The organism is Actinoallomurus sp. NBC_01490, assembly GCF_036227085.1.
GTDB classification, from domain to species: Bacteria; Actinomycetota; Actinomycetes; order Streptosporangiales; family Streptosporangiaceae; genus Actinoallomurus; species Actinoallomurus oryzae.
This window is the reverse complement of record NZ_CP109433.1, coordinates 3190770-3211296: the sequence shown is the minus strand read 5'-3', so window position 1 is coordinate 3211296 and position 20527 is coordinate 3190770. Positions and strand designations below refer to the sequence as shown.

At 69.6% G+C, this 20527-nt stretch carries 20 protein-coding genes and 4 pseudogenes; 7 read left to right on the top strand and 17 right to left on the bottom strand.

The window, feature by feature from the left end:
* Positions 1-484: 484 nt before the first annotated feature.
* Positions 485-811, top strand: a pseudogene (locus OG417_RS15490) (CatB-related O-acetyltransferase); the annotation flags it as partial.
* A complete protein-coding gene (locus OG417_RS15485) occupies positions 808-1716 on the top strand; it encodes a Vgb family protein (RefSeq protein ID WP_329255976.1) in 909 nt (302 codons plus the stop codon). The pseudogene OG417_RS15490 and the gene OG417_RS15485, both read left to right, overlap by 4 nt.
* On the opposite strand, the gene OG417_RS15480 is transcribed toward OG417_RS15485, so the two are convergent.
* From OG417_RS15480 to OG417_RS15470, 3 genes are all read right to left on the bottom strand, one after another.
* The gene (locus OG417_RS15480; protein ID WP_329255974.1) at positions 1717-1824 is read right to left on the bottom strand and encodes a hypothetical protein; all 108 of its coding nucleotides are present in this window, start codon (positions 1822-1824) and stop codon (positions 1717-1719) included.
* A gap of 22 nt (positions 1825-1846) precedes the next feature.
* Positions 1847-3166 carry a M20 metallopeptidase family protein gene (locus tag OG417_RS15475; RefSeq protein WP_329255973.1) on the bottom strand — a complete coding sequence of 440 codons (1320 nt, stop codon included), beginning with the start codon at positions 3164-3166 and terminating at the stop codon, positions 1847-1849.
* A gap of 106 nt (positions 3167-3272) precedes the next feature.
* Positions 3273-4208, bottom strand: coding sequence for a LysR family transcriptional regulator (locus OG417_RS15470; protein WP_329255971.1), 936 nt, complete (start codon positions 4206-4208; stop codon positions 3273-3275).
* Positions 4209-4366: 158 nt separating this feature from the next.
* Here OG417_RS15470 and OG417_RS15465 point away from each other — a divergent pair, with 158 nt between their 5' ends.
* Positions 4367-5110 (top strand): SDR family oxidoreductase, encoded by a 744-nt coding sequence (locus OG417_RS15465; protein ID WP_329255969.1) that lies wholly within the window; start codon positions 4367-4369, stop codon positions 5108-5110.
* Between the two features lie 87 nt (positions 5111-5197).
* Positions 5198-5773 (top strand): hypothetical protein, encoded by a 576-nt coding sequence (locus tag OG417_RS15460; RefSeq protein ID WP_329255967.1) that lies wholly within the window; start codon positions 5198-5200, stop codon positions 5771-5773.
* Between the two features lie 69 nt (positions 5774-5842).
* Here the strand turns inward: OG417_RS15460 and OG417_RS15455 are convergent, their stop codons facing one another.
* The 4 genes from OG417_RS15455 to OG417_RS15440 all read right to left on the bottom strand — a co-directional run bounded on the left by OG417_RS15455 (position 5843) and on the right by OG417_RS15440 (position 9570).
* Positions 5843-7300 carry a WGR domain-containing protein gene (locus OG417_RS15455; protein ID WP_329255966.1) on the bottom strand — a complete coding sequence of 486 codons (1458 nt, stop codon included), beginning with the start codon at positions 7298-7300 and terminating at the stop codon, positions 5843-5845.
* Between the two features lie 149 nt (positions 7301-7449).
* Complete coding sequence (locus OG417_RS15450; RefSeq protein WP_329255964.1) at positions 7450-8052, bottom strand: GDSL-type esterase/lipase family protein; 603 nt, start codon at positions 8050-8052, stop codon at positions 7450-7452.
* Entirely contained in the window at positions 8049-8903 is an 855-nt protein-coding gene (locus OG417_RS15445) for a maleylpyruvate isomerase family mycothiol-dependent enzyme (protein WP_329255962.1), read from the bottom strand. The genes OG417_RS15450 and OG417_RS15445 overlap by 4 nt, the downstream gene beginning before the upstream one ends.
* Positions 8904-9039: 136 nt before the next feature.
* Positions 9040-9570, bottom strand: coding sequence for an SgcJ/EcaC family oxidoreductase (locus tag OG417_RS15440; protein ID WP_329255960.1), 531 nt, complete (start codon positions 9568-9570; stop codon positions 9040-9042).
* Between the two features lie 461 nt (positions 9571-10031).
* Between OG417_RS15440 and OG417_RS15435 the strand changes: the two genes are divergently transcribed.
* On the top strand, positions 10032-10640 hold the full coding sequence (locus tag OG417_RS15435; RefSeq protein WP_329255958.1) for a PadR family transcriptional regulator: 609 nt from the start codon (positions 10032-10034) through the stop codon (positions 10638-10640).
* A 104-nt stretch (positions 10641-10744) separates the two neighbouring features.
* Here the strand turns inward: OG417_RS15435 and OG417_RS15430 are convergent, their stop codons facing one another.
* The 4 genes and pseudogenes from OG417_RS15430 to OG417_RS15415 form a co-directional block, all read right to left on the bottom strand.
* A complete protein-coding gene (locus OG417_RS15430; protein WP_329255956.1) occupies positions 10745-11674 on the bottom strand; it encodes an ABC transporter substrate-binding protein in 930 nt (309 codons plus the stop codon).
* Positions 11675-11707: 33 nt separating this feature from the next.
* Positions 11708-12394 carry an ABC transporter permease gene (locus OG417_RS15425; RefSeq protein ID WP_329255954.1) on the bottom strand — a complete coding sequence of 229 codons (687 nt, stop codon included), beginning with the start codon at positions 12392-12394 and terminating at the stop codon, positions 11708-11710.
* On the bottom strand, positions 12391-13083 hold the full coding sequence (locus OG417_RS15420; RefSeq protein WP_329255952.1) for an ABC transporter permease: 693 nt from the start codon (positions 13081-13083) through the stop codon (positions 12391-12393). The genes OG417_RS15425 and OG417_RS15420 overlap by 4 nt, the downstream gene beginning before the upstream one ends.
* Before the next feature lie 74 nt (positions 13084-13157).
* Positions 13158-13901, bottom strand: a pseudogene (locus tag OG417_RS15415) (ABC transporter ATP-binding protein); the annotation flags it as partial.
* Between the two features lie 108 nt (positions 13902-14009).
* Here OG417_RS15415 and OG417_RS15410 point away from each other — a divergent pair.
* Both OG417_RS15410 and hemE read left to right on the top strand, forming a co-directional pair.
* Positions 14010-15455 carry an aromatic amino acid ammonia-lyase gene (locus tag OG417_RS15410; protein WP_329255950.1) on the top strand — a complete coding sequence of 482 codons (1446 nt, stop codon included), beginning with the start codon at positions 14010-14012 and terminating at the stop codon, positions 15453-15455.
* Positions 15456-15574: 119 nt separating this feature from the next.
* A complete protein-coding gene (gene hemE, locus OG417_RS15405; RefSeq protein WP_329255948.1) occupies positions 15575-16696 on the top strand; it encodes a uroporphyrinogen decarboxylase in 1122 nt (373 codons plus the stop codon).
* Positions 16697-16710: 14 nt separating this feature from the next.
* On the opposite strand, the gene OG417_RS15400 is transcribed toward hemE, so the two are convergent.
* From OG417_RS15400 to OG417_RS15375, 6 genes and pseudogenes are all read right to left on the bottom strand, one after another.
* On the bottom strand, positions 16711-16875 hold the full coding sequence (locus tag OG417_RS15400; protein ID WP_329255946.1) for a hypothetical protein: 165 nt from the start codon (positions 16873-16875) through the stop codon (positions 16711-16713).
* Positions 16872-17863 (bottom strand): annotated as a pseudogene (locus OG417_RS15395) (IS701 family transposase); the annotation flags it as partial. The pseudogene OG417_RS15395 and the gene OG417_RS15400, both read right to left, overlap by 4 nt.
* Before the next feature lies 1 nt (position 17864).
* Positions 17865-18809 carry an alpha/beta fold hydrolase gene (locus OG417_RS15390; RefSeq protein ID WP_329255944.1) on the bottom strand — a complete coding sequence of 315 codons (945 nt, stop codon included), beginning with the start codon at positions 18807-18809 and terminating at the stop codon, positions 17865-17867.
* A gap of 146 nt (positions 18810-18955) precedes the next feature.
* Positions 18956-19147 (bottom strand): annotated as a pseudogene (locus OG417_RS15385) (IS701 family transposase); the annotation flags it as partial.
* A gap of 101 nt (positions 19148-19248) precedes the next feature.
* Positions 19249-19677 (bottom strand): hypothetical protein, encoded by a 429-nt coding sequence (locus tag OG417_RS15380; protein ID WP_329255942.1) that lies wholly within the window; start codon positions 19675-19677, stop codon positions 19249-19251.
* Positions 19678-19774: 97 nt separating this feature from the next.
* Positions 19775-20398: a TetR/AcrR family transcriptional regulator gene (locus OG417_RS15375; RefSeq protein ID WP_329255940.1), complete on the bottom strand. Its 624-nt coding sequence runs from the start codon at positions 20396-20398 to the stop codon at positions 19775-19777.
* Positions 20399-20527: the final 129 nt, after the last annotated feature.

Below are 20527 nucleotides of genomic sequence, written 5' to 3'. Positions count from 1 at the left end.
GACGTGGGCCGCCGCCCGGGCGAAGGCGTGGACCAGCGGGGTCCCGCCGCGTCAGGCCAGGGCCCACTGGCAGGGTGGGCGTCGCGGATGGGGAGGTAGACGATGTCGGGCCGGAGACGTGCAGCCGCTCGGCGGTCCGGCCGAAGTCGAGCTCCTCGGCGAGGGGCAAAAAGATCTCGATGTCCCGCGGCTCCGCCTGTACCCTCTCCGGCCATGACCCGGGCGTTATCGATCGGCGCACGAAGCTTACGTTGATCCAGGCCAGCGCCCCAGTGGATCCTTGGACGGCCTGACCATCGACCGCGAAGGACCTTCGTTTGTCTCCCGACCCGACCACCGTTCATCCCCTGCCGGCGCACGACCGCGTGGTGTTCCTCAAGCCGCTGATCGGCTCACCGAAGATCATCGTGGGTGAGTACACCTACTACGACGACCCCGAGGGGAGTGGGCCGAGCGGACCCTCGACATCGTCACCGGCATGCCCAGCCGGGGCGACACCGTGGTCGGCAACGACGTCTGGTTCGGCTACCGGGCGACCATCATGCCCGGCGTACGGATCGGCGACGGGGCGATCGTCGCGGCCGGGGCGGTGGTGACCGCGGACGTGCCGCCGTACACGATCGTCGGCGGCAACCCGGCCAGGCCGATCCGGCGGCGCTTCGACGACGCCGACATCGACCGGCTGCTCCGCGCCGCCTGGTGGGACTGGCCCGCCGGCCTGGTCACCGAGCACGCGCGGACCATCATGGCCGGTTCCCCGGCCGACATCGAGCGCATCGCCGCCGAACACCTCCGGGAGGAGACCCGATGACACCGGTGTCCGTCGAGGAGTACGCCGTCGCCGGTCCCGACGGCGGCCCGTACGCGATCACGACCGGCCCGGACGGCGCGCTGTGGTTCACGCTGGTTCACAGCGGCCGGATCGGCCGGCTCGTCCCCGGCGGCGAACCCACGAGCCATCACCTCGACCCGGCGTGCGGGCCGACGATCATCGTCACCGGGCCGGACGGCGCGCTGTGGTTCACCGAGTACCAGGCACACCGCATCGGACGCATCACGACCGGCGGCGCGGTCACGGAGTTCCCGCTGCCGGCCACGGACCGCGGGCCGTTCGGCATCGCCACGGGACCGGACGGCGCCCTGTGGTTCACCGAGACCGCTGCCGACCGCATCGGCAGGATCACCACCGACGGCGAGGTCACCGAGTGGGCGCTGCCGGTCACCGGCGCCTTCCCCTCCGCGATCATCGCCGGCGCCGACGGGGGCATGTGGTTCACCCTCAACCAGGGCAACGCGATCGGCCGCATCGGCATGGACGCGGAGATCACCGTTCATCCGCTGCCGACCGAGGCCGCCGCGCCGGTGGGCATCAGCGCCGGCCGGGACGGCGCGCTGTGGTTCGTGGAGATCGCCGCCGGCCAGATCGGCCGGATCGGCACCGACGGCGTGATCACCGAGTTCCCGCTGCCCGACCGAGCCGCCCGGCCGCACGCCATCGCCCCCGGCGACGACGGCCGGCAGTGGTTCACCGAATGGGGCGCGAACCGCGTCGGCTCGATCGCCCCGGACGGCACGATCGAGGTCCACGACCTGCCCACACCCGGCTCGGAACCGCACGGCATCACGCTCGGCCCGGACGGTGCGCTGTGGACGGCACTCGAGATCGGCGCACTCGCCCGCGTCACCGCCGTCCCCGGCCGGTCACTCCCCGGCTGATCAGGGGAGGAGCAGCAGCTTCCCCGTCGTACGGCGCGGCTCGAGGTCCGCGTGCGCCTTCGCCGCGTCCGCGAGGGCGTAGCGCGGCCTGACCTGTCCCTTCCGCACGAAGTCGAAGATCTCGGTGGTCCTACGACCGCCTGGCCCCGGCCTCCGCGTTCCCGGTCCCGGTGCGGTGGGCCAGCCAGCCGGCCATCGCGCGGACGCCGACGCCGATGGCGCGCTCGTCCGGGTCGAAGGTGCCGAAGTGCGGGTACGCGGTGGTGATGTCCGCGCCGGGCCGCCGTACGCCGAGGAAGCTGAACGTCCCGGGGACGCGGCGGAGGAACAGCGCGAAGTCCTCGCCGCTGAACGGAATCGCCGCATGCATGGTCGTGACGGCCGGACGGCCGAGTCTGCCCGCCAGGTAGTCGCGGACCTCCCGGCCCGGACGCGGCGGGCACACCATCGCCGGGAACGCGTCGGCGGGGAACTCGATGCGGGCGTCGGGGTACCGGCCGGCCAGGCGGCGCAACCGGTCGCGGATCTCCGGGACGCGCTCCTGCGGCCAGCACCGGTACGTGGCGCGTACCTCGACGTCGCCACCTGCGGCGGGACGCGTGCCGACCCTCATCCAGACGAACCGCGCCAATGGCCCGTGCGGCGTCTCCACCTCCCGGATGAGCCGTTCGAGGTCGGCGGAGGTCTGCGGAGCCGCGACCGTCGACAGCGCGCCGATGTCGGCGGCGAGCCGCTCGGCCCGGTCGGACGCACCGGGCCCGGTCAGCGTGATGCCGCCGTGGTCCAGGCCCGGCAGCCCGGTTCCCGGCGTGACCGCGAACGTGCCGACCGGGAAGGGACCGCAGTGCAGGGCGTGGATCTCCTCCGGCCGCGTCCGCTCCAGCACGCCGTCGGAGATCATCGCCTGCGCCCCGGCGAGGGTCTCCTCCCCCGGCTGGAAGAGGAACACCACACGGCCGTGGAACCGGGTCCTCAGTCGCGCCAGCACTTCGGCGACCCCCACTCCGATCGTGGTGTGCAGGTCGTGGCCGCAGACGTGCGCGGGATCCGGACCGCCGTTGATCTGCGAGTCCGGCGGCACGGCGTCCATGTCCGCCCGGTAGGCGACCGTCCGGCCGCGTCCCGCGCCCCGCAGGACGCCGACGACCCCGTGGCCGCCCACACCCGTGGTCACCTCCAGGCCGGCGGCGCGCAGCCGGTCCGCGACCAGCGCGGCGGTGTGGACCTCCTCGCCCGCCGGTTCGGGGTGGCGGTGGATGTCGCGGCGCAGGGCGATCAGGTCGGCATCGAGCCGTCCGGCGAGGGCGTCGATCCGGCCTTCGAGCCCGGACGGCTCGGCCGCCTGAGCGGGGACGCCGGTGGTCAGAACACCTCCCGCGCCGAGCGCGACGGCACCGCCGAGCACACTTCGGCGGGTCAGGGCGTGGTCTCCAAGGTGGCGATCAGTCATGCCCCGGACGCTACGGATCGCGGGCCGTGCCCTCGATCCGGACAGCCACCGTCCTGGGGTGTACTCAGGTCCACTGTCGCGGTCGGTGAGGTCGGAGACGATCCCGTCAGCGCCGTACCGGTGGACGGTCGAGCGTTCGCCCCGCTATTTCGCGGAAGGCGCCGACCAGGGGGTTTCGGTCGTTGGCGTGGGTGGCGACCACGACCTGGCACGGGTCGATCCCGGTGAGGGGAATGGTGGCGAGATCGGTGCGTAGTGTGCTGCGCCGGTCGCCGGCGGGCAGGATGGCGACGGAATGCCCGCCCGCGACGAGTTCGAGCTTGTCCTCGAAGCTGTCGTCGGCGCTGGGACCGGACGGCGCCGCGGGGCCGTCGGGGCCCGAGCCGAGACGCCGGGGCGTACTCCAGATCGTCGGTGTGCTGGTGCAGGCGACGAGCTCCTCATCGGCGAGGTCGTCGAGAGTGAGGGACTCCTTGCCCGCCAGGCGGTGCGAAACCGGCATCACGACGACCCGCGGCTCGTCGTACAGCACGGTCACGCGAAGACGGTCGGTCGGGAACGGGAGCGGCAGCCGGACGAGAAGCGCGTCCACCTGGCGCTGCGGGAGGGCGTGAGTGTCCTGCCAGCTCAGATGGCGGGTGCGGACCTGGGCGTCAGGGTAACGGTGGCGCAGCTCCCGCACCGCCGGGGTGACGATCAGGTCGCCGACGTACCCGATCGTGATCGCGTGCGGCGGCGCGGCGGCACGCGCGGTGAGCGCCGCCTGGTTCGCCGCCTGCAGCAGCGCCCGCGCTCGCGGCAGGAACGCCTGGCCCGCCTCGGTGAGGCTGCTGCCCTGGGGAGTGCGATCGAACAGGCGCACTCCCAGCTGGTCCTCCAGACGCTGGATCTGCCGGCTGAGCGACGGTTGGGCCAGGTGCAGCGCGGCGGCCGCCCGGCCGAAGTTCAGGTGCTCCGCCACGACCGTGAAGTAACGCACCAGCCGCAGCTCGAGATCCAGGCGGAGGTCGGGTCCCGCAGGGGGCGAGAAATCGTCGGGCACGCATCAAGCCTACGTCGTCATACGCCGGCCGCATGACGAGGTACCGCACAGGTCTTGGACAGCGATCTTGAATTGCCGTTAACTCGAAATCGACCTCGTCATCCTCGTACACGAGGTCGAAATCCACGTATCGAGAAACGAACAGAGGGCGTCCGATCATGGGCAAATACGATGGCAAAAGCGTCGTCATCACGGGCGGTAGCAGCGGCTTCGGTTTCACGACGGCGAAGCTGCTGGTGGACGGCGGAGCGCGCGTTCTGATCACCGGGCGCGGCCAGGAAACTCTCGACTCCGCACGCGAACGACTCGGAGAAAACGCCGTTTCCATTCGAAGCGATGCCGCTTCACTTCCCGACATCGACGCTCTCGCCGATCGCGCGAAGGCGGAATTCGGCACGCTCGACGCGCTTTTCGTGAACGCCGGCATCACCCGGTTCACGCCCTTCGAGGCGATGACCGAGGAGGTGTACGACGAGCTGTTCGCGATCAACACCAAGGGCGCCTACTTCACCGTGCAGAAGCTCGTTCCGCTGCTGAACGAGGGCAGTGCCGTCGTCCTCACCACCTCGGTCGCGAACGTCAAGGGCATCCCGATGATCAGTGCCTACGCCGCCGGCAAAGCGGCCCTGCGCTCCATGACCCGTAGTCTCGCCCGCGAGCTGCTCCCCCGGAAGATCCGCGTCAACGCGATCAGCCCCGGCCCCATCGACACGGGAATTCTGGACAGGTCGATGCCGAAGGAGGCCGCCGAGCAGACCAAGGCGGAGATGAGGGCGGGCAACCCCATGCTGCGTTTCGGCGACCCCCGAGAGGTCGCGAGGGCGGTCGAGTTCCTGGCGTTCGACGCGACCTTCACCACGGGCGCCGAACTCGCCGTGGACGGAGGCGCTTCTCAGCTCTGAGCGCCTACGACTTCGTCGTGTGCCTGACGAGGATCGCGTCGAGGAGCCCGATGGAACGCGTCACGGCCGGGGCGCGTCTGTCTTGGCATGGTCCCACCGCCGTATCCCTCCGCAGCCGAGATCCGCCCGCGACGCCTGTGGTTCCTGATCGCGGCGCTGATCGTGGTGGCCGGCCTGGCGACCGCCGCCGTGATCTTCGTCAGGCTCATCGTCGGTGCCGGGCCGACACGAACCTTCGGCCCCGGCGAGACGGTGACGCTCCACCTGGGCAAGGATCCGCGGCCCGGGTTCTACGTCACCGACGCGGGCTCCCCGGACGACCGTTGCTACACCCGCGACTCGACCGGACGGCAGTTCACGGCCGAACCGATCTCCGGCACCGCCACCATCACCGAGAACGGCACCCGCTGGCACGTCCTGTCCCACCTGCGCCTGCCCGCCGGCGGCACGTACCAGGTCACCTGCCCGCGGACCGCGACCAACAGCGACGCGCGGTACGGCATCGGCACCCCGCCCGGAGCGGGACAGATGGTCGGCAGCATCTTCGCGGTGATCCTGATTCCGCTGGCGACGCTGGCGATCGCCGCCGTGATCATCATCGTGGTCGCCGTGCGACGCTCCTCGAACCGCCGTCGCCTGACCTCCCCGCCCATGCCGTACTGAGCGAGCCACTCGTGCCGCTGGTCGAGGAGCATCAGGCCGGCCGCATCGACCAGGCGTTGCCAGGCCTCGTCAGGCGAGACGATGGATGTCCCCATAGGCGCGGTAGAAACCGCCGCGGCCGGACTCGCGCACCTCGCTGACGACGTAACGGGCACCGCGCTCACGGATCCCCTTCGGGAACTGAACCCGCCAGCTGCGGTTGAATCCCGGCGAGACCACGCGGACCCGAAGGTGGCCGTGCTCTTCGAAGCACTCCACGACGATGCCGCCGCTGCTGTCGTCGACGACGTCGACGGTGGTCGACGGAGTGAGCGTCTCGACCGCGGCCGGCGCCTTGACGTCGACGACCTCGGGGACCGAGCCCCGCTCCGCCGACCTGATCGCCTCCTCGCTCGCGTCGACGCAGGCCAGTGAGCCGTCCGTGGTCACGATGTACAGGCGCTGGTCGTGGTACTGCATGGAGTAGGCGGCGCCGCAGCCGGTGCCGAGCTTCCACAGGCGGGTGCCCGCCTCGTCGAAGCAGTAGATCGATGCCTGGTTGTCCCCGGCGAAGACGTAGCGGCCGTCCTGCGCGGTCGCGCAGGAGAACACCGGTGCGTCGCAGTCGTAGGTCTGTTCCCGGCCGCCGTCCTTGCGCAGCCGCACCACCGTCCGGGTCGCGGTCCCCGCGTAGACCGTCGACCGCTCCTGCCAGCCGAAGAGCACCTGCCCGGTGGACTGGTGCCACAACTCGTTGCCGGTGCGCCAGTCATAGCTGGTGACGCCGCCGCTGTGACCGTGGTGAACGGCCGCGGCGTCACAGCGCACCATCCAACCGGCCGCCCCGCGGCCCTGCCGGCGCCACAGGAACTCGTCCTCGTGGTCGATCGCGACGACTCCACCGCCCGCGTCGGACACGCCGAGGATGCCGTCATGGATGTCGAGCCAGTAGATGTCGATGTCCGGAGAGATCTGGTAAGCGAGCCTGGGCACCTTTCCGGACAGGTCATAGACGTTGCCGTCGTCGCAGCCCGCGTAGAGCCAGGCGTCGTCGGCGACGATGCACTTCACACCGTCGGGCAGCCGGACCTGCTGCACCACCTGGGCGTCGTGCGTCAACGACGTGATCACACCGGCCTCGTTGCCCACCATGCACAGCCGGTCGTCGATGAAGATCCCGAACGCGGCGGAGCCCGAGGCGTATCGCCACAGGACCGGGGCCCGCCGCGTCGCCGCACGGCCGACCGGGGCCGACGCACCACCGACGTGGGCGCTCATGACCTGGCGACGGGAAATACCCCGCTTCTTCCGGGCTCCGCGTACGGCCGGGGTGTACCCCTTACGGACCTTTTCCCCGATCTTCTTCGAGGCCGTCTCCTTCGCCTTTGCCTCATCCGGGAATGTGCTGACCTTGCGCTGCCCGGCGTCGCCGATCCGGCCGTACCGGATGGTCATCGTCGTGCCGTCGACCGTGACCTCATAGAACTTGTGCGCTCCACCGCCCTCTTCGGAGAGTTCGAGATAGGTGGTCTCTTGGGTCGCTTCCACGGATATCGAGCCTTCCAAAAGAGGTACGGGAGACAAGGTCCGGAAAGGGCGAACAAGCGTCGCCTTCCAGATCGACAGCCCAAACCGTACAAGGCGGGTGCGACATTTCACCCTTGTTCGAGACTCCGCGGGCCTCGGTACCGAGTGACTCAGATCAGCGCGAGCCATTCGTGCCAGCGGCCACCCAGGACCAGGTCGGCCATCCGGCGATAACCGCCGGCGCGGGGGTGAGCGCCGTCATTGGTCATGGCCTCGGTGGTCCACGTTGAGTCGCGGGCGAGTTCTTCGGTGACGGCGATGAACGGCACGTCTTCCCGCAGGCACAGACTCGCCATCTCGCCGGCGAGTTCCCGGGTCCGTCTCAGGTGGTCCTCGCCCGCGTCGACGACCGGCGGCGGGCCGACGACCAGCGCGGAGACCGCCAGGCGCCTGCTCTCGTCCAGTACCGCCGCGAGGTTCTCGAGGCAGCGCGCCGGATCGACGCGAAGAGCTCCGTCCTCCTCGACCATGTCGTTGCTCCCGAAGGAGATGACCAGGCGGTTGTCGGCGTCCGGCCTCGTCCGGGGAAGGATCTCCTGTCGGCAACGGCGCAGCACGTCCTCGGATGTCTCACGCCGGATCCCCAGGTTGAACGCCGTGACCTCGCCGGGCGTCCGCTGAAGCACCCTCCCCACCCAGCCCAGATATTCGGGGTCGCCGACCCCCTGGACGAAGGAATCGCCGATGAAGCAGATACGCACGTCTCTCGTCATCTGAGCCCTGGCGGCGACCAGATGATCGAGACGATCTGGAGGGCCGCCGCCGCGAGGTGCCGGTCGCCGTCGGTGCGGGCGCGTTCGGCCGCCTGGTCGGGGGTGATGCCGCGGGTGCACAGGCGCCAGGTCGTATCGGTGTCGAGTTCGAGCAGCGCGGTGGGCCGGGGGTGCGGTCCGCGGGACAGCCGCCAGCGGTCGGGGCCGCGCGTGCAGGTCCAGTCTCCGCCGCCGGGGCCGGTCACGGTCAGCTGGAGAGCGGCGCCCTCCGGGGCGGTCACGTCGCGCAGCGTGTGCGGCAGGCCGCGCAGGAAGGTGTCGATGAGGGGGCCGACGTAGTGCCGGTCGGTGAGCCCGGCCCGGCCCGTCGCCTCGCAGACCTGCTGGTGATGGGTCCAGAACTCGGTGTACTCGCGGGCGACGTCCAGCCAGTACGGGTGCGGCCCGGGCCCGGCCCAGTACACCGAGGCGCCGAGGGCGTCCAGGTCGACGGTCTGCCAGAACGCGACGATCCGGTCGGAGATGTCCGCCAGCAGCTCGATGAGCAGCGGAGGGCTCATGCGGCGGGCGGCGACGACCCATTCTTCGTTGATGCGGTCGAGGAAGGCGGGGAGGTTCTCGCCGTCTCGCGGCTGGAGCGTGTGGAAGCCGTCGCGGTGCATGGACAGGCGTCCGACGTGGTCGCCGAGCACGTGGGCGGCGATGTCCTTGACGCTCCAGCCGGGACAGACCGTCGGCCTGTCCCACTCGTCCCCGTCGAGCCGGCGTAGCAGGCCGGTGAACGCGGCCAACTGCTCGGCGAGCAGCGGCCGGGCGTCGATGGGCGGCCCCAGCCAGGAGGTATCGGTCATCGCTTCCCCTCGATGATGCGCGCCGGCACGACGGGTGTCAGAGAGTCTGGCAGGCCGGGACCGGCCTTGCCCAACGGTTTTCCGGCGGTCTCACGGGCCCTGTGCCGTCGGTCCGGCCGGGACCGCGTCGGGCGTGTCAGGAGTTCATGAAGGTGTAGGACACCATGTGGGACACCAGCCATCTGCCGTGCTGGTTGACGCAGACGCACGTGAATCGAGCCGACAGCGGCGGGTAGGTCGTGCCGTCGTCCCCCTTGAGGCCACTGATCACCGCGTCACCGTCGACGACCGCGACGTCGCTCGACGACCATTGGATCTCGGTCGCGGCGAGCTTGTGCGTAGTGCCCTTCATGGCGCCGGCGAAGGCAGAGGCCTGCTCCTTGCGGATATCGTCGCGGCCTTCGGTGCGCCTGCCCTGTGGGCTGATGACGACGCCGTCATTCGTCCAGTTGGACGCGAACGCCTTCGCGTTCCCGGCGTTCCATGCCCGGTCGACGGAGCCGAGCAGCGCGGTGATCGCCCGTCCCCGCTCCCGCGGCACGGATGCCGGCGGGACGCGGTCGTCCGCCTTCGCCGCCGTGCCGGCGGTCTCGCGCGCGGCTCCGCAGCCGCTCAGCAGAGCGGCCATCAGTGTGCCGGCGACCAGCGCTGCGCGTACACGAGCCATCGTCACGCCTTTCCGATTTCGGGTTGTGGCTTCGCGGTCGAGTCGCGATGCCGTACGGGACCGGCGAACCGCCGAGCCGGGAGAAAGGCCTCCGCCACGAAGAGAACGAGAACCGCGCTGAGGAGTACGACGCGATAGTCGACGACCAGCGTCGCCTTGTACCAGCGGACATCATCGGCCGACAGTCGGCCGGTGGCCGGTGGCCGTCTCTGTCCTGCGCTGGGCATCGACGAGATAAGTCCACACGCGCGAGGCGAAATAGACCAGTGCGGCCGAGACGATGAGGCTTCGCCGTCTGCCGCCTCGCCGGCAGACGAAAAGGGCGGCCCCGCGACGGCATAGGGGCTGGAGCGCAGCGCCCGCCTCGGAGCGTGTAAGCCGAAGGTCATATGATGACCATAACATGGTTAGCCATAATATGGCTATAAGTCGACGCATTCTCGGGCTGGGAGGATGGGTGCATGGTCGAAGGTCCACGCCGCCATTCGCCGCTGGCTCTCGTCCTCCTCGCGCTCTTGAGTGAGGGACCGATGCACGCCTATCGGATGCGTCGGCTCATCAAAGAGCGCAGCAAGGACCAGGTCGTCAACGTGGCGCGGAGCAACAGCGTCTACCAGGCGATCGAGCAGATGCGCCGCCGTGGGCTGATCCGCGTACGCGGGACGTCGCGCGGCGCCGGACGCCCGGACCGCACGATCTACGAGATCACCGGCGAGGGGCGGACCGCGCTCCAGCAGTGGCTCGCCACGACACTGTCGACCCCGGCCCGAGAGTTCCCGGAGTTCCCGGCCGCCCTCGCGACGATGTCCGCGGCGACACCGGAGGAAGTGGCACGCTACCTCGAGGCGCGAGCCGAGGTGCTCGCCCGCCGCCTGGCCGAGGCCGAGACCGGCCGTGCGGCGGAGGCGGAGACCGTACCTCGCCTCTTCCTGATCGAGGACGAGTACGCCATCGCCATGACCAGGGCGGAGCTGAGCTGGGTCGAATCCCTGATCGCCGATCTCGGACAGAAGAAGCTGACCTGGACGAGGGAGTGGCTCGACGCGCTCAAGTCCGATGACCGGGAATGACGCCCGGCCCTCCGGACGATCGGGGGCGTGAAGACGAGAGGCGGGCACGGTGCTCGACACACCGTGCCCGCCCGGGTTCGTTCAGACGGTTACCTGAGACGGCGTCAGGCGAGGCCGGCCTTGTTCAGCCAGTCCTTGGCGACGGTGTCCCAGTCTTCCTTGTCGGAGACCACGCGCGTCATCATGGCGAGCAGGTCCTGGGTGGTCAGCTTGGCCGAGACCGCGTTCAGCGCGGCCTGGGACTTCGCGTCGACGCCGGACTTGTAGATCAGCGGCGTGACGTTCTGCGCGCTGAAGACGTTCTGCGGGTCCTGGAGCACCACGAACTTGTTCGCCGCGATCGTCGGGTCGGTGGTGAACAGGTCGGCCGCCTGGATCGTGTTGTTCTTCAGCAGCTTGACCAGCGTCGTCTGGGCGTTGGCGTCGAACGGCTGGAACTTCTTGAACTTCAGGCCGTACTTCTTCTCCAGCCCGACCAGGCCCTGCTGACGGGTCTTGAACTCCGACGGGCCGCCGATCGTCAGCTGGCCGGCCACCGCCTTGAGGTCGGCGATCGACTTGAGGTTGTACTTCTGCGCGGTCTGGGGGTTGACCGTCACCGAGTCCTTGTCCTCGGCCGGGGAGGAGTCGAGGATCGCCAGGGTCGGGGGGAGCTTGGCCTTGAGCGCGGCGTTGACGTCGGCGGTCGTCACGGCGCTGCTGGACTTGTCGACCGACGTCGTCAGCAGGGCGCCGTTGTACTCCGGCATCACGGTGATGCCGCCGGACTTGACCTGGTCGTAGTAGACCTCACGGCTGCCGATGTTGAACTTCCTGGTGACCTTGACGCCCTTGGCCTCCAGCGCCTGGGCGTACAGCTCACCGAGGAGCTTGCTCTCGTCGAAGTTCGCCGAGCCGACGACGACGTTGCCGCCTCCGCCGGCGGGCTTTTGGCCCAGGGGGTTGTCGCTGCCGCCCTTGTCGCTGCTGCCGCACGCGCTGAGGGCCAGCGCGGCGACGACACCGAGGACGGCGCCACGGACTATCCGCATCATTGTTCTGTTTTCCTTCCCTCTTCGTACCAAGTCTCAGGAGGTGCGGGACGAACCGCGCAGGCCCGGGGACACGAGCGCTCTCCGGATTCCGACGAACGCGAGCTGCACGATGACGGCGAGCAGCACAACGAGTACTGAACCACCCACCACCGACGGATAGTCCTTACGCGAGAGCCCGTCGACGATGTAGCGGCCCAGACCGCCGATGCCCGCGTACGCCGCGATGGTCGCCGTCGCGACGACCTGGATCGCCGCCGTGCGCAGCCCCAGGAGGATGAGCGGCATGGCGACCGGGATCTCGGCCTTGACCAGGACGCCGGGGCCCTTCATGCCCATCCCCTTGGCGGCGTCCTTGATGTCGGCGTCGACGCCGCGGATGCCCTCGTAGGTGTTGACGAGGATCGGCGGCGTGGCGAGCGCGATCAGTGGGATGATCACCGGGGTGAGGCCGATCGAGGTGACCGTCACCACGAGCAGGAGCAGGCCGAGCGTGGGCACGGCGCGCGCCAGGTTGGCGAAGCTGACGACGATGAACCCGCCCCGGCCCGTGTGACCGACGATCGCGCCGAGCGGCAGGGCGATCACCGCGGCGATGGCCAGGGCGAGCGCGCTGTAGCCGAGGTGTTCGAGCAGGCGGTGCGGGATGCCGTCGCCGCCGCTCCAGTGCGCGGAGGCGGTGAGCCAGTTCCAGGCGGCGTTGATCTGGTCGGTGAGGTTCATCCGTTGCTCCTCCGGGTGCGCGCCCACGGGGTGAGCAGCCGTTGGGCCGTGACGAGCACGCCGTCGCTGACGAGGGCGAGGGCGAGGATCAGCACGCTGGAGACGATGATCGGCGTGGTGAAGTCACGGGAGTAGCCGTCGATGAACAGCTGCCCGAGCCCGCCGTTGCCGATCAGCACGCCGACGCTGACGAGACTGATCGAGGCGACCGCCGCGACCCGCGCGCCGGCGATGACGACGGGGACGGCGATCGGCAGTTCGACCTGGACCAGCCGGCGAAGCGTGCCGAAGCCCATCGCGGTGGCCGCCTGCCGTACCGGCTCGGGGACCGACCGCAGCCCGTCCACGACGTTCGGCACCAGGACCGACAGGGAGAACAGGGTCAGCGGCAGGATGATCGTGAAGTCCGCCTTGCCGCCGCTGCCGATGCCGAAGTACGGGATGAACAGCATGAACAGGGCGAGCGACGGTACGCCGTACAGGACGTTGGCGACACCGAGTGTCGGCGGGTAGATCCAGCGCCAGCGCACGCACATGATGCCCAGCGGGATCGCGATGATCAGGCCGAACACGATCGGCAGCAGGGCGAGCTTGAGATGGTGCAGCGTCAGGGTGGTGAGCTCGTCGGTGTGGTCGCCGATCCAGTTCCAGCGGACCAGCGGCTCACCGTCGGCGGCGAGTACGCTCATCGCTCCGCCGCCTCGACCTCGTCCTCGTCGGCCCTGTCGTCGGCGGGCTCGGGGGTGGCGTCCAGCTCGCGGTTGAAGCGCAGTCGCTTGAGGCCCTTCTCGCCACCGAGGAACTCGGTGACGAAGCCCTCGGCGGGGTCGGTCAGCAGCTCGTCGGGGGTGGCGTGCTGGGCGAGGACGCCACCGACCTGGAAGACCGCGATGCGGTGCCCGAGCTTGACCGCCTCGTCGATGTCGTGCGTGACGAAGGCGATCGTCTTGCGCAGCTCGGACTGGAGCCGCAGGAACTCATCCTGCAGGCTGTTGCGCACGATCGGGTCGACGGCGCTGAACGGCTCGTCCATCAGCATGACCGGGGGGTCGGCGGCGAGCGCCCGCGCGACACCGACGCGCTGCTGCTGCCCGCCGGAGAGCTGGAACGGGTAGCGCTTGGCCATCTTGGTGTCCAGGCCCACGCGCTCCATCAGCTCCATGGCGGTGGCACGCGCCTTCTTCTTGTCCCAGCCGAGCAGGTACGGCACGGTCGCGATGTTGTCGACGATCGTGCGGTGCGGGAAAAGCCCCGCGTGCTGGATCACATAGCCGATGCCACGGCGCAGATCGGAGGCATCCTTTTTCCGGATATCCTCCCCATCGATGCTGATGGTGCCGGCGGTAGGCTCGATCATGCGGTTGATCATCCGTAGCGACGTGGTCTTGCCGCAGCCGGACGGGCCGACGAACACGGTGATCTGGCCGGAGGGCAGCTCCAGGCTCAGATCGTCAACGGCCACGGTGCCGTCCGGGTATCGCTTGGTGACGCCGTCGAACTTGATCAAGAGTGACTCTCTCTCTAGAGGCGGCCCTGTGGTCCGGGACGACCGCGACTCGTTTCCAAGTTAAGAGGTCAAGATAGTGGTATTTGTTCCGTCTATGCGGGTACGGCCATGAGCCAAACGGCCATAGCGGTCAACGGTAGCGGGTTGAACTGCGACGCTGTAGCCGCTGTAGCCCGTGATGGCGCCTTCGTTACCGTTACTCCACAAGCGGTGGAGAATGCGCGGCAGGCGTGGGAGGTCGTACGCGAGGTCGCCGCGCAGCGGCCAGTGTACGGGCGGACCACCGGAGTGGGCGCCAACCGCGACGTCGCGATCGAGGACGACGACGCCCACGGCCTGCGGCTCCTGCGCAGCCACTCCGGCGGCGCCGGCCCCCTCATGTCGGCCGAGAACGTCCGCGCGATGCTCGTCGTACGCCTCAACCAGATCGCGGCGGGCGGCTCCGGCGTCGACCCGGACGTGCTCGGCGCCCTCGCCGATGTGATCAATCGCTGGCTCATTCCCCCGATCCCAGCGTACGGTGCGATCGGCACCGGCGACCTGACCGCCCTCGCGTCGACCGCCCTGTGCCTGATCGGCGAACGCCCGTGGCAGGGCGGCGCGTCCACCGCCCGCTTCCCGCTGCGGCCCGCCGACGCGCTCGCCTTCATCAGCTCCAACGCCGCGACGCTGGGCGAGGCGGCACTGGCCTGCCGGGACATACGCGAACTGCTGCGGGCCTCGATGCCCATCACCGGGCTGTCGCTGCTCGCGGTGCAGGGATCGCCGGAGGCGTACGCGGCCCCGGTGCACGAGAACTGCCCGCACCCGGGGCGCCGCCGGGTCGCCGACACCATGCGGGGGCTGCTCGACGGCGCCGACCACGTCCCGTCGCGCATCCAGGACCCGTACGGCTACCGGGCGTTCCCGCAGGTCCACGGGCCCAGCGTGGACGCGGCGGACAACGCCGAGACGATCGTGACGCGAGAGATCAACGCGTCGTCGGAGAACCCGCTCGTGGACGTCGCGGGCCGTACGGTGTGGCACAACGGCAACTTCCACACCGCGTACGTGGGCCTGAGCCTGGACGCCGTACGGGCGGCGATGTTCCAGACGGCGGCGCTGTCGGCGGCACGCCTGGGGACACTCGTCGAACCGGCCTTCACCGGCCTCGCCCCGTTCCAGGCCGCGCCGGGCGAGCCGGGCTCGGGCATCATGATCCTGGAGTACGTCGCGCACTCGGCGATCGCCGACATCCGGCGCCTGGCGAGCCCGTCGGCGCTGGGCAACGCGGTGCTGTCGCGCGGCGTGGAGGAGCACGCGGGCTTCTCCACCCAGTCGGCCCGGGCGACGACGGAGGCGATCGGGGCCTACCGGGTCGTCCTCGCGTGCGAACTGGTCGCGGCCGTACGGGCCCTGCGCATGCAGGACCGCGTGCCGGCGGGCCGGCTGGGCGAGGTCTTCGCCTCGGCGGCGGCCGTACTGGACCCCCAGGTGGAAGACCGCGCCCTGGACGGCGACATCACCACCGCCACCGACCTCCTCCCCCGCATCGCCGCGTACGGGGTGTACTAGGTCTAAAATCGCCGGACGTTCTTGACACTCGGGTCTCCGATGAGTGCGGAGATCTCTCATGCCCCCCATTGCCGCGACAGCAGTTCGAAGCCTGGGGCGATTCAGCAGAATGGAACAGCGTGGACATCGGCACACGGGAAGAAGTCAGTCCGAAGCCGGTATCCGGCACCGTCCGGCCGAAGAAGCTGCTCCTGCGCGCGCTCGCGGGAGAGCGGACCGAGCGGCCGCCGGTATGGCTGATGCGGCAGGCCGGTCGGTACCTGCCCGAGTATCACCGGGTCCGTGAGGCCGCCGGGGGCATGGTCGGGCTCTGCAACTCGCCGGAGCACGCCGTCGAGGTCACCCTGCAGCCGCTCCGCCGCTTCCCGCTCGACGCCGCCATCCTCTTCGCGGACCTCCCGCAGGTCGCCGCCGCACTGGGCCAGACCCTCGACTACCGGGCCGGCGAAGGCCCGGTGCTGACGCCCCCCATCCGCTCCGCGGCGGACATGGCCGGGTTCCTGAGCGTCTCCCGCCTCCACGAGGAACTGGCGCCGATCTACGAGACCGTCCGGCGGCTGACCCGCGCCCTGCCCGCCGAAGTGACCCTGATCGGCTACGCCGGTGCGCCGTGGACCATCGCCACCTACATGGTCGAAGGACGCGGCGGCGGCCCGTCGGAGCACTCCGTCGTCAAGCAGTGGGCCTTGAGCGACCCCGACGGGTTCCAGCCCCTGATCGACCTGCTCACCACCGCCGTCGCCCAGTTCCTTGACCGCCAGATCGCGGCAGGCGCGGAAGCGGTCCAGCTGTTCGACACCTGGGCCGGGATACTCCCGGCCCATCTCTTCGAACGTTGGTGCGTCGAGCCGGCCGCCGCGATCATCGCAGCGCTGAAGGACAAGCACCCGGAAGTTCCCGTCATCGCCTTCCCGCGGGGCGCCGGGCTCGGCTACGACGGCTTCGCCGAGGCCACCGGAGCGGACTGCGTCGGCCTGGACACCACGGTCCCCCTCGAATGGGCCGCGCAAAAGCTGCAGCGCGGCCTGGGCCGCTGCGTGCAGGGGAACCTCGATCCCCAGCTCCTGGCCGCCGGCGGCCCCACGCTCCAGGCCGAGACGGACCGCATCCTGCGCGCCCTGAGCGGAGGGCCGTTCGTGTTCAACCTGGGGCACGGCATCGTCAAGACCACGCCCCCGGAGCATGTCGCCGCCCTGGTCGAGCAGGTACGCACCTGGACCACACCCGAGCCGACGGACTAGTACTGCAACGGCATTCAGGTGAGTGGGTAGCCGCGTCGTCGGTAGTGGCTGAGGCGGGCTTGGTGCTGGCGTCTGCGGCGCCAGAGCGACCAGGACCAGACGTGTTCGGCGGCGTGAACGCCGTGGATGACCAGCTTGATCAGCAAGCGGCGGATTTCCGGTAACGTATAGCCGATCATGCTTGGTTCGCCGGAGCCGGTTCCCCCTTTATGACCAGGGCTCGGGAGACCACGAGCCAGGCGTGCGCGAGCATCGACAGCGTGATGCGGGCGTACCAGGCCCGCCAGCTGCGGACCTGGTAGTGGTCCAGGCCGGCCAGGCTGGAGCGGCGCGGGCCGTAGCAGACGTAGTAGGCGATCTCGTCTGTGTCGCTGATCGAGCGGCGGGCCAGCAACCCAATGTCCCCGTCCACGCGCCCAGCCGATCCGGATCGGGATACGCGCCCAGTCGTACTCGCGGGGGCCTTGTGCGCCGGCGCCGGCCGAGATCCGCCGCCAGGCCCGCGCCGGCAGGACGGCGACCAGTTCATCGGCGCGGGCTTGGGCGCCGGTGATGGTGATCAGGGTGTCGTTGCAGCGGGTGGCCACAACATGGGCGACATCGCGTTGTTCCAGCCACACCCGCAGGTATTTGACCTGCCCGTAGGCCTCATCGGCGGTGAACCAGGCGAACGGCACTCCCGCATCCATGGCACGGGCCCGCATCGCGATCGCCTGACGCGGCTTGGTGGCGAACTCCACCTCATCACCGATCCCGGCCGCCCGGCACCGGTCCCGATCACTCGTCCAGGACTCGGGCAGGTACAGCTCCCGGTCGATCAGCGCATGCCCACATTGTGAGACGTAGGCCAAGAAGGTGCCGATCTGGCAGTTCTCGGTCCGGCCCGCGGTCCCCTGAATACCGCCGTCGCACCCCGGCCGATCGGGTGCCCTTCTTGATGAACTCGGTGTCATCGACGATCAGCACACCCTCACGGTCACCCAGATACTCGATGACGTAGTCCCGCAGATCATCCCGGACGCCGATGTCCCAATCCGCCCGCCGCGACAACCGCTGCATCCCATCAGGTGACAGGGCACCGGCATGCTCGGCAAGCGTCCAGCCGTTCTTATGCTCCAGCCCCGCGACCAGCCCGGACACATACTCCCGCACCCGCTGGCGCGGCTCGTCAGCGCGGTGCGGCGGCGAGCATGTCTTCGACCTCCTTGCGCACGAGAGCGGGGCGGTCCTTCGGCACGTCGTGGGAACTCCCCTTGGCGGTGACGAGCGTCCGGTCGGGGCCGGCATTGACGAACGAAGCGGCGGCGTCGCGCCAGCGCTGGGCGTCCACGGGGGATCCGTCGAACGGGGTCTTCTCCGAGACGATGACCGTCACCGGTACCGAGTCCGGCCAGCCGACCTTGTGGTATGTCTGGTGCGCGGGGAGGTAGTTCTCCGCCGTGGAGATGAGCTGGCGGTTCGCCGGCTTGTCGGGGTCCTTCTTCGCCGCCTCGACTTGCGACCGGCTCGCGGCCACCACACGGGCGATCTCCTCGTCCGTGAAGAACTGGGGGAGGTCGGCGTCGACCAGCACCGCACCGGAGAGCACCCTCGGGTTCTCCTCGGCGAAGTAGCTCGCGACCTCGCCGGCCTCCGAGTGGGACACCAGGGTCACGTCCCTGGTGACGCCCAACTGCTCAAGCCCCGACTCAAGGTCGCCGGCGGCGCTCTCGGCCTTCCACGCGCCGGGCACCACGTCGCTTTTCCCCATACCGGCCCGGTCGTAGGTGATGACGGTGGCGCCGGTGGCCGCGTGAAGCTTGGGGACGAGGTCCTTCCAGTAGGAGGCGTCCTCACCGCCGCCCGAGTCCAGGACGATCGTGCGGCCGCTTCCTCGGGTGACGTAGAAGGCGAGCCGGTGCCCGTCATGCGGGAGCATGTACAGCTTCGACCCGACGGATTGTCCGACTCCCGGTGAGGCGGATGACGTGGCCGAGGGTGAGGCCGCGGCCTGCTGCGAGCTTGAGTCGTTGCCCTTGCAGGCCGTGACGGCACCGGCGGCCAGGGGAAGCAGGGCGAGAGCCGACAGAACCCGGTACGCGTGCCGGCGGCGCTGGAGGGGAGTGCGGGACATGACTGACCCTTCGGTGAATGATGGGCGCTGTGGTGCCCTCTTGAAGTCCCATCATTCGGTCACGCGGCCGATCATTTAATACGGCTGGCACGTCTGTTGGCCGTGTCGCTGGAACCCATGAGCGTGGTGGGGCCAGCCCCCGCCCGGAGCACACCCTCACGGTCGCCCAGATGCTCGATGACGTAGTCCCGCAGATCATCCCGGACGCCATCGATGTCCCAATCCGCCCGCCGCGACAACCGCTGCATCCCATCAGGTGACAGGGCACCGGCATGCTCGGCAAGCGTCCAGCCGTTCTTACGCTCCAACCCCGCGACCAGCCCGGACACACTGGTCAATGGACGGTACGTGGGCTGAAGTGCTGGCCTGTTCTCAGCGGGCCGGGCTCCACTGCGTCTTCATGGCGGTCCGAGGGGCACGACCGCCCCGGCGTCGGTCTTCAGACGACCTTGGCGATCCGGCACTCGATACCGGCCGGGCCGACCGGCGCCTGAGCCGGAGTGGTACCACCGAACGTCGTGGTGCCGCGGACCTCGAATGTCTGCACCGCGAGCTGTTGCTTCGTCGCAGTGTCGAGCACTTCCACGGTCACCGTGAAATGGGACGAGTCACCGCTGATGGTGCCGCCGATCGTGACCGTTCCAGAGTCTCCCGAGGTTTTCACCTGGCAATCGACCTTGGCATCGTAGGTCCTGTGGCCGAGCTTTGGCCGGCCCTGCTCGGACAGTCCGGGAACCAGCAGGCGCAGCACGACGAGCAAAGCAACGGCGCCCGAGAGGGCCAGGACGGCGATGAGTGTCTTTCTGCGCTTCCGCGGACCGCCCGTGCCAGGGCGGTCGTCGGCCAGCGTCCACTCATGCGTCGGCATACAACCTCACTCGACTCGTCCAGAACGGGCATATCCACCCCAATCCGGACATGCAAGGCTGGAGTGTATAGGGAAACTCGCCCAAGCGAGGCGCCGGTCAGGCCGCGTCGGACGGGGCGTGCCGCCGGCCGCTCGCCCGCAGGCTCTCGATGCCCGCGTCGAGCGCCGCTTCCAGATGCGCGATGCTTCCCGTCGACATCAGCACCACGACGCCTCCCTGGATACCGGCGAGCAGCGCGGCGGCGGCCCGCTCGGTGTCCATCCCGGGGTCGACCTCGCCGATGCTCTGCATGTGCCGGATCCCGACGGCGATCTCCGCCTGCCACGTACGCAGCAGCTCGACCACCACGGCCTGGGCGCCGGGCGTGCTGCGACCGAGTTCGGAGACGAGATAGTTGATCGGGCAGTCGAGCTTCTGGCGACGGTAGCGGTCGACCACCCGGTCGCGCCAGGCCGACCACGCCGGCCAGGAGGTGAGGTCGCCGAGCTGGGGCCGCTGGTCGGCGAGCACCTGGTCGGCCTCGTGCCGGGCGACCGCCAGGAGCAACTGCTCCTTGCCCTCCGGGAAGTAGTGGAAGAGCTGGCTCTTGCTCGTGCCGGTCCGGCCGCGGATGTCGTCGAGCGTCGTGGCGAGGACGCCGTGCTCGCGTATCTCCGCCGCCGCGCCCTCGATGATCCGCTGCCGGGTCGCGGCCCCTTTCCGGGTCAGTGTCCCGCTCATCCCCACCTCACTTCGTCGCCCGTACCGACCATCATGCCCCTTTTGGACTTGCGGGTCCATTTTCGCCGACACATCGTGGTGGGCGAGGCGGACGCGACCCCGCGCCCGGCCGCCGTTACCGACACGCAC

Excerpts from the sequence above, each read along its gene's own strand:
- OG417_RS15485 (WP_329255976.1), top strand. The coding sequence starts at position 808 with ATGACACCGGTGTCCGTCGAGGAGTACGCCGTCGCCGGTCCCGACGGC.
- OG417_RS15475 (WP_329255973.1), bottom strand. The coding sequence starts at position 3,166 with ATGACTGATCGCCACCTTGGAGACCACGCCCTGACCCGCCGAAGTGTG.
- OG417_RS15465 (WP_329255969.1), top strand. The coding sequence starts at position 4,367 with ATGGGCAAATACGATGGCAAAAGCGTCGTCATCACGGGCGGTAGCAGC.
- OG417_RS15460 (WP_329255967.1), top strand. The coding sequence starts at position 5,198 with ATGGTCCCACCGCCGTATCCCTCCGCAGCCGAGATCCGCCCGCGACGC.
- OG417_RS15450 (WP_329255964.1), bottom strand. The coding sequence starts at position 8,052 with ATGACGAGAGACGTGCGTATCTGCTTCATCGGCGATTCCTTCGTCCAG.
- OG417_RS15445 (WP_329255962.1), bottom strand. The coding sequence starts at position 8,903 with ATGACCGATACCTCCTGGCTGGGGCCGCCCATCGACGCCCGGCCGCTG.
- OG417_RS15440 (WP_329255960.1), bottom strand. The coding sequence starts at position 9,570 with ATGGCTCGTGTACGCGCAGCGCTGGTCGCCGGCACACTGATGGCCGCT.
- OG417_RS15435 (WP_329255958.1), top strand. The coding sequence starts at position 10,032 with ATGGTCGAAGGTCCACGCCGCCATTCGCCGCTGGCTCTCGTCCTCCTC.
- OG417_RS15430 (WP_329255956.1), bottom strand. The coding sequence starts at position 11,674 with ATGATGCGGATAGTCCGTGGCGCCGTCCTCGGTGTCGTCGCCGCGCTG.
- OG417_RS15425 (WP_329255954.1), bottom strand. The coding sequence starts at position 12,394 with ATGAACCTCACCGACCAGATCAACGCCGCCTGGAACTGGCTCACCGCC.
- OG417_RS15420 (WP_329255952.1), bottom strand. The coding sequence starts at position 13,083 with ATGAGCGTACTCGCCGCCGACGGTGAGCCGCTGGTCCGCTGGAACTGG.
- OG417_RS15410 (WP_329255950.1), top strand. The coding sequence starts at position 14,010 with ATGAGCCAAACGGCCATAGCGGTCAACGGTAGCGGGTTGAACTGCGAC.
- OG417_RS15400 (WP_329255946.1), bottom strand. The coding sequence starts at position 16,875 with ATGATCGGCTATACGTTACCGGAAATCCGCCGCTTGCTGATCAAGCTG.
- OG417_RS15390 (WP_329255944.1), bottom strand. The coding sequence starts at position 18,809 with ATGTCCCGCACTCCCCTCCAGCGCCGCCGGCACGCGTACCGGGTTCTG.
- OG417_RS15380 (WP_329255942.1), bottom strand. The coding sequence starts at position 19,677 with ATGCCGACGCATGAGTGGACGCTGGCCGACGACCGCCCTGGCACGGGC.
- OG417_RS15375 (WP_329255940.1), bottom strand. The coding sequence starts at position 20,398 with ATGAGCGGGACACTGACCCGGAAAGGGGCCGCGACCCGGCAGCGGATC.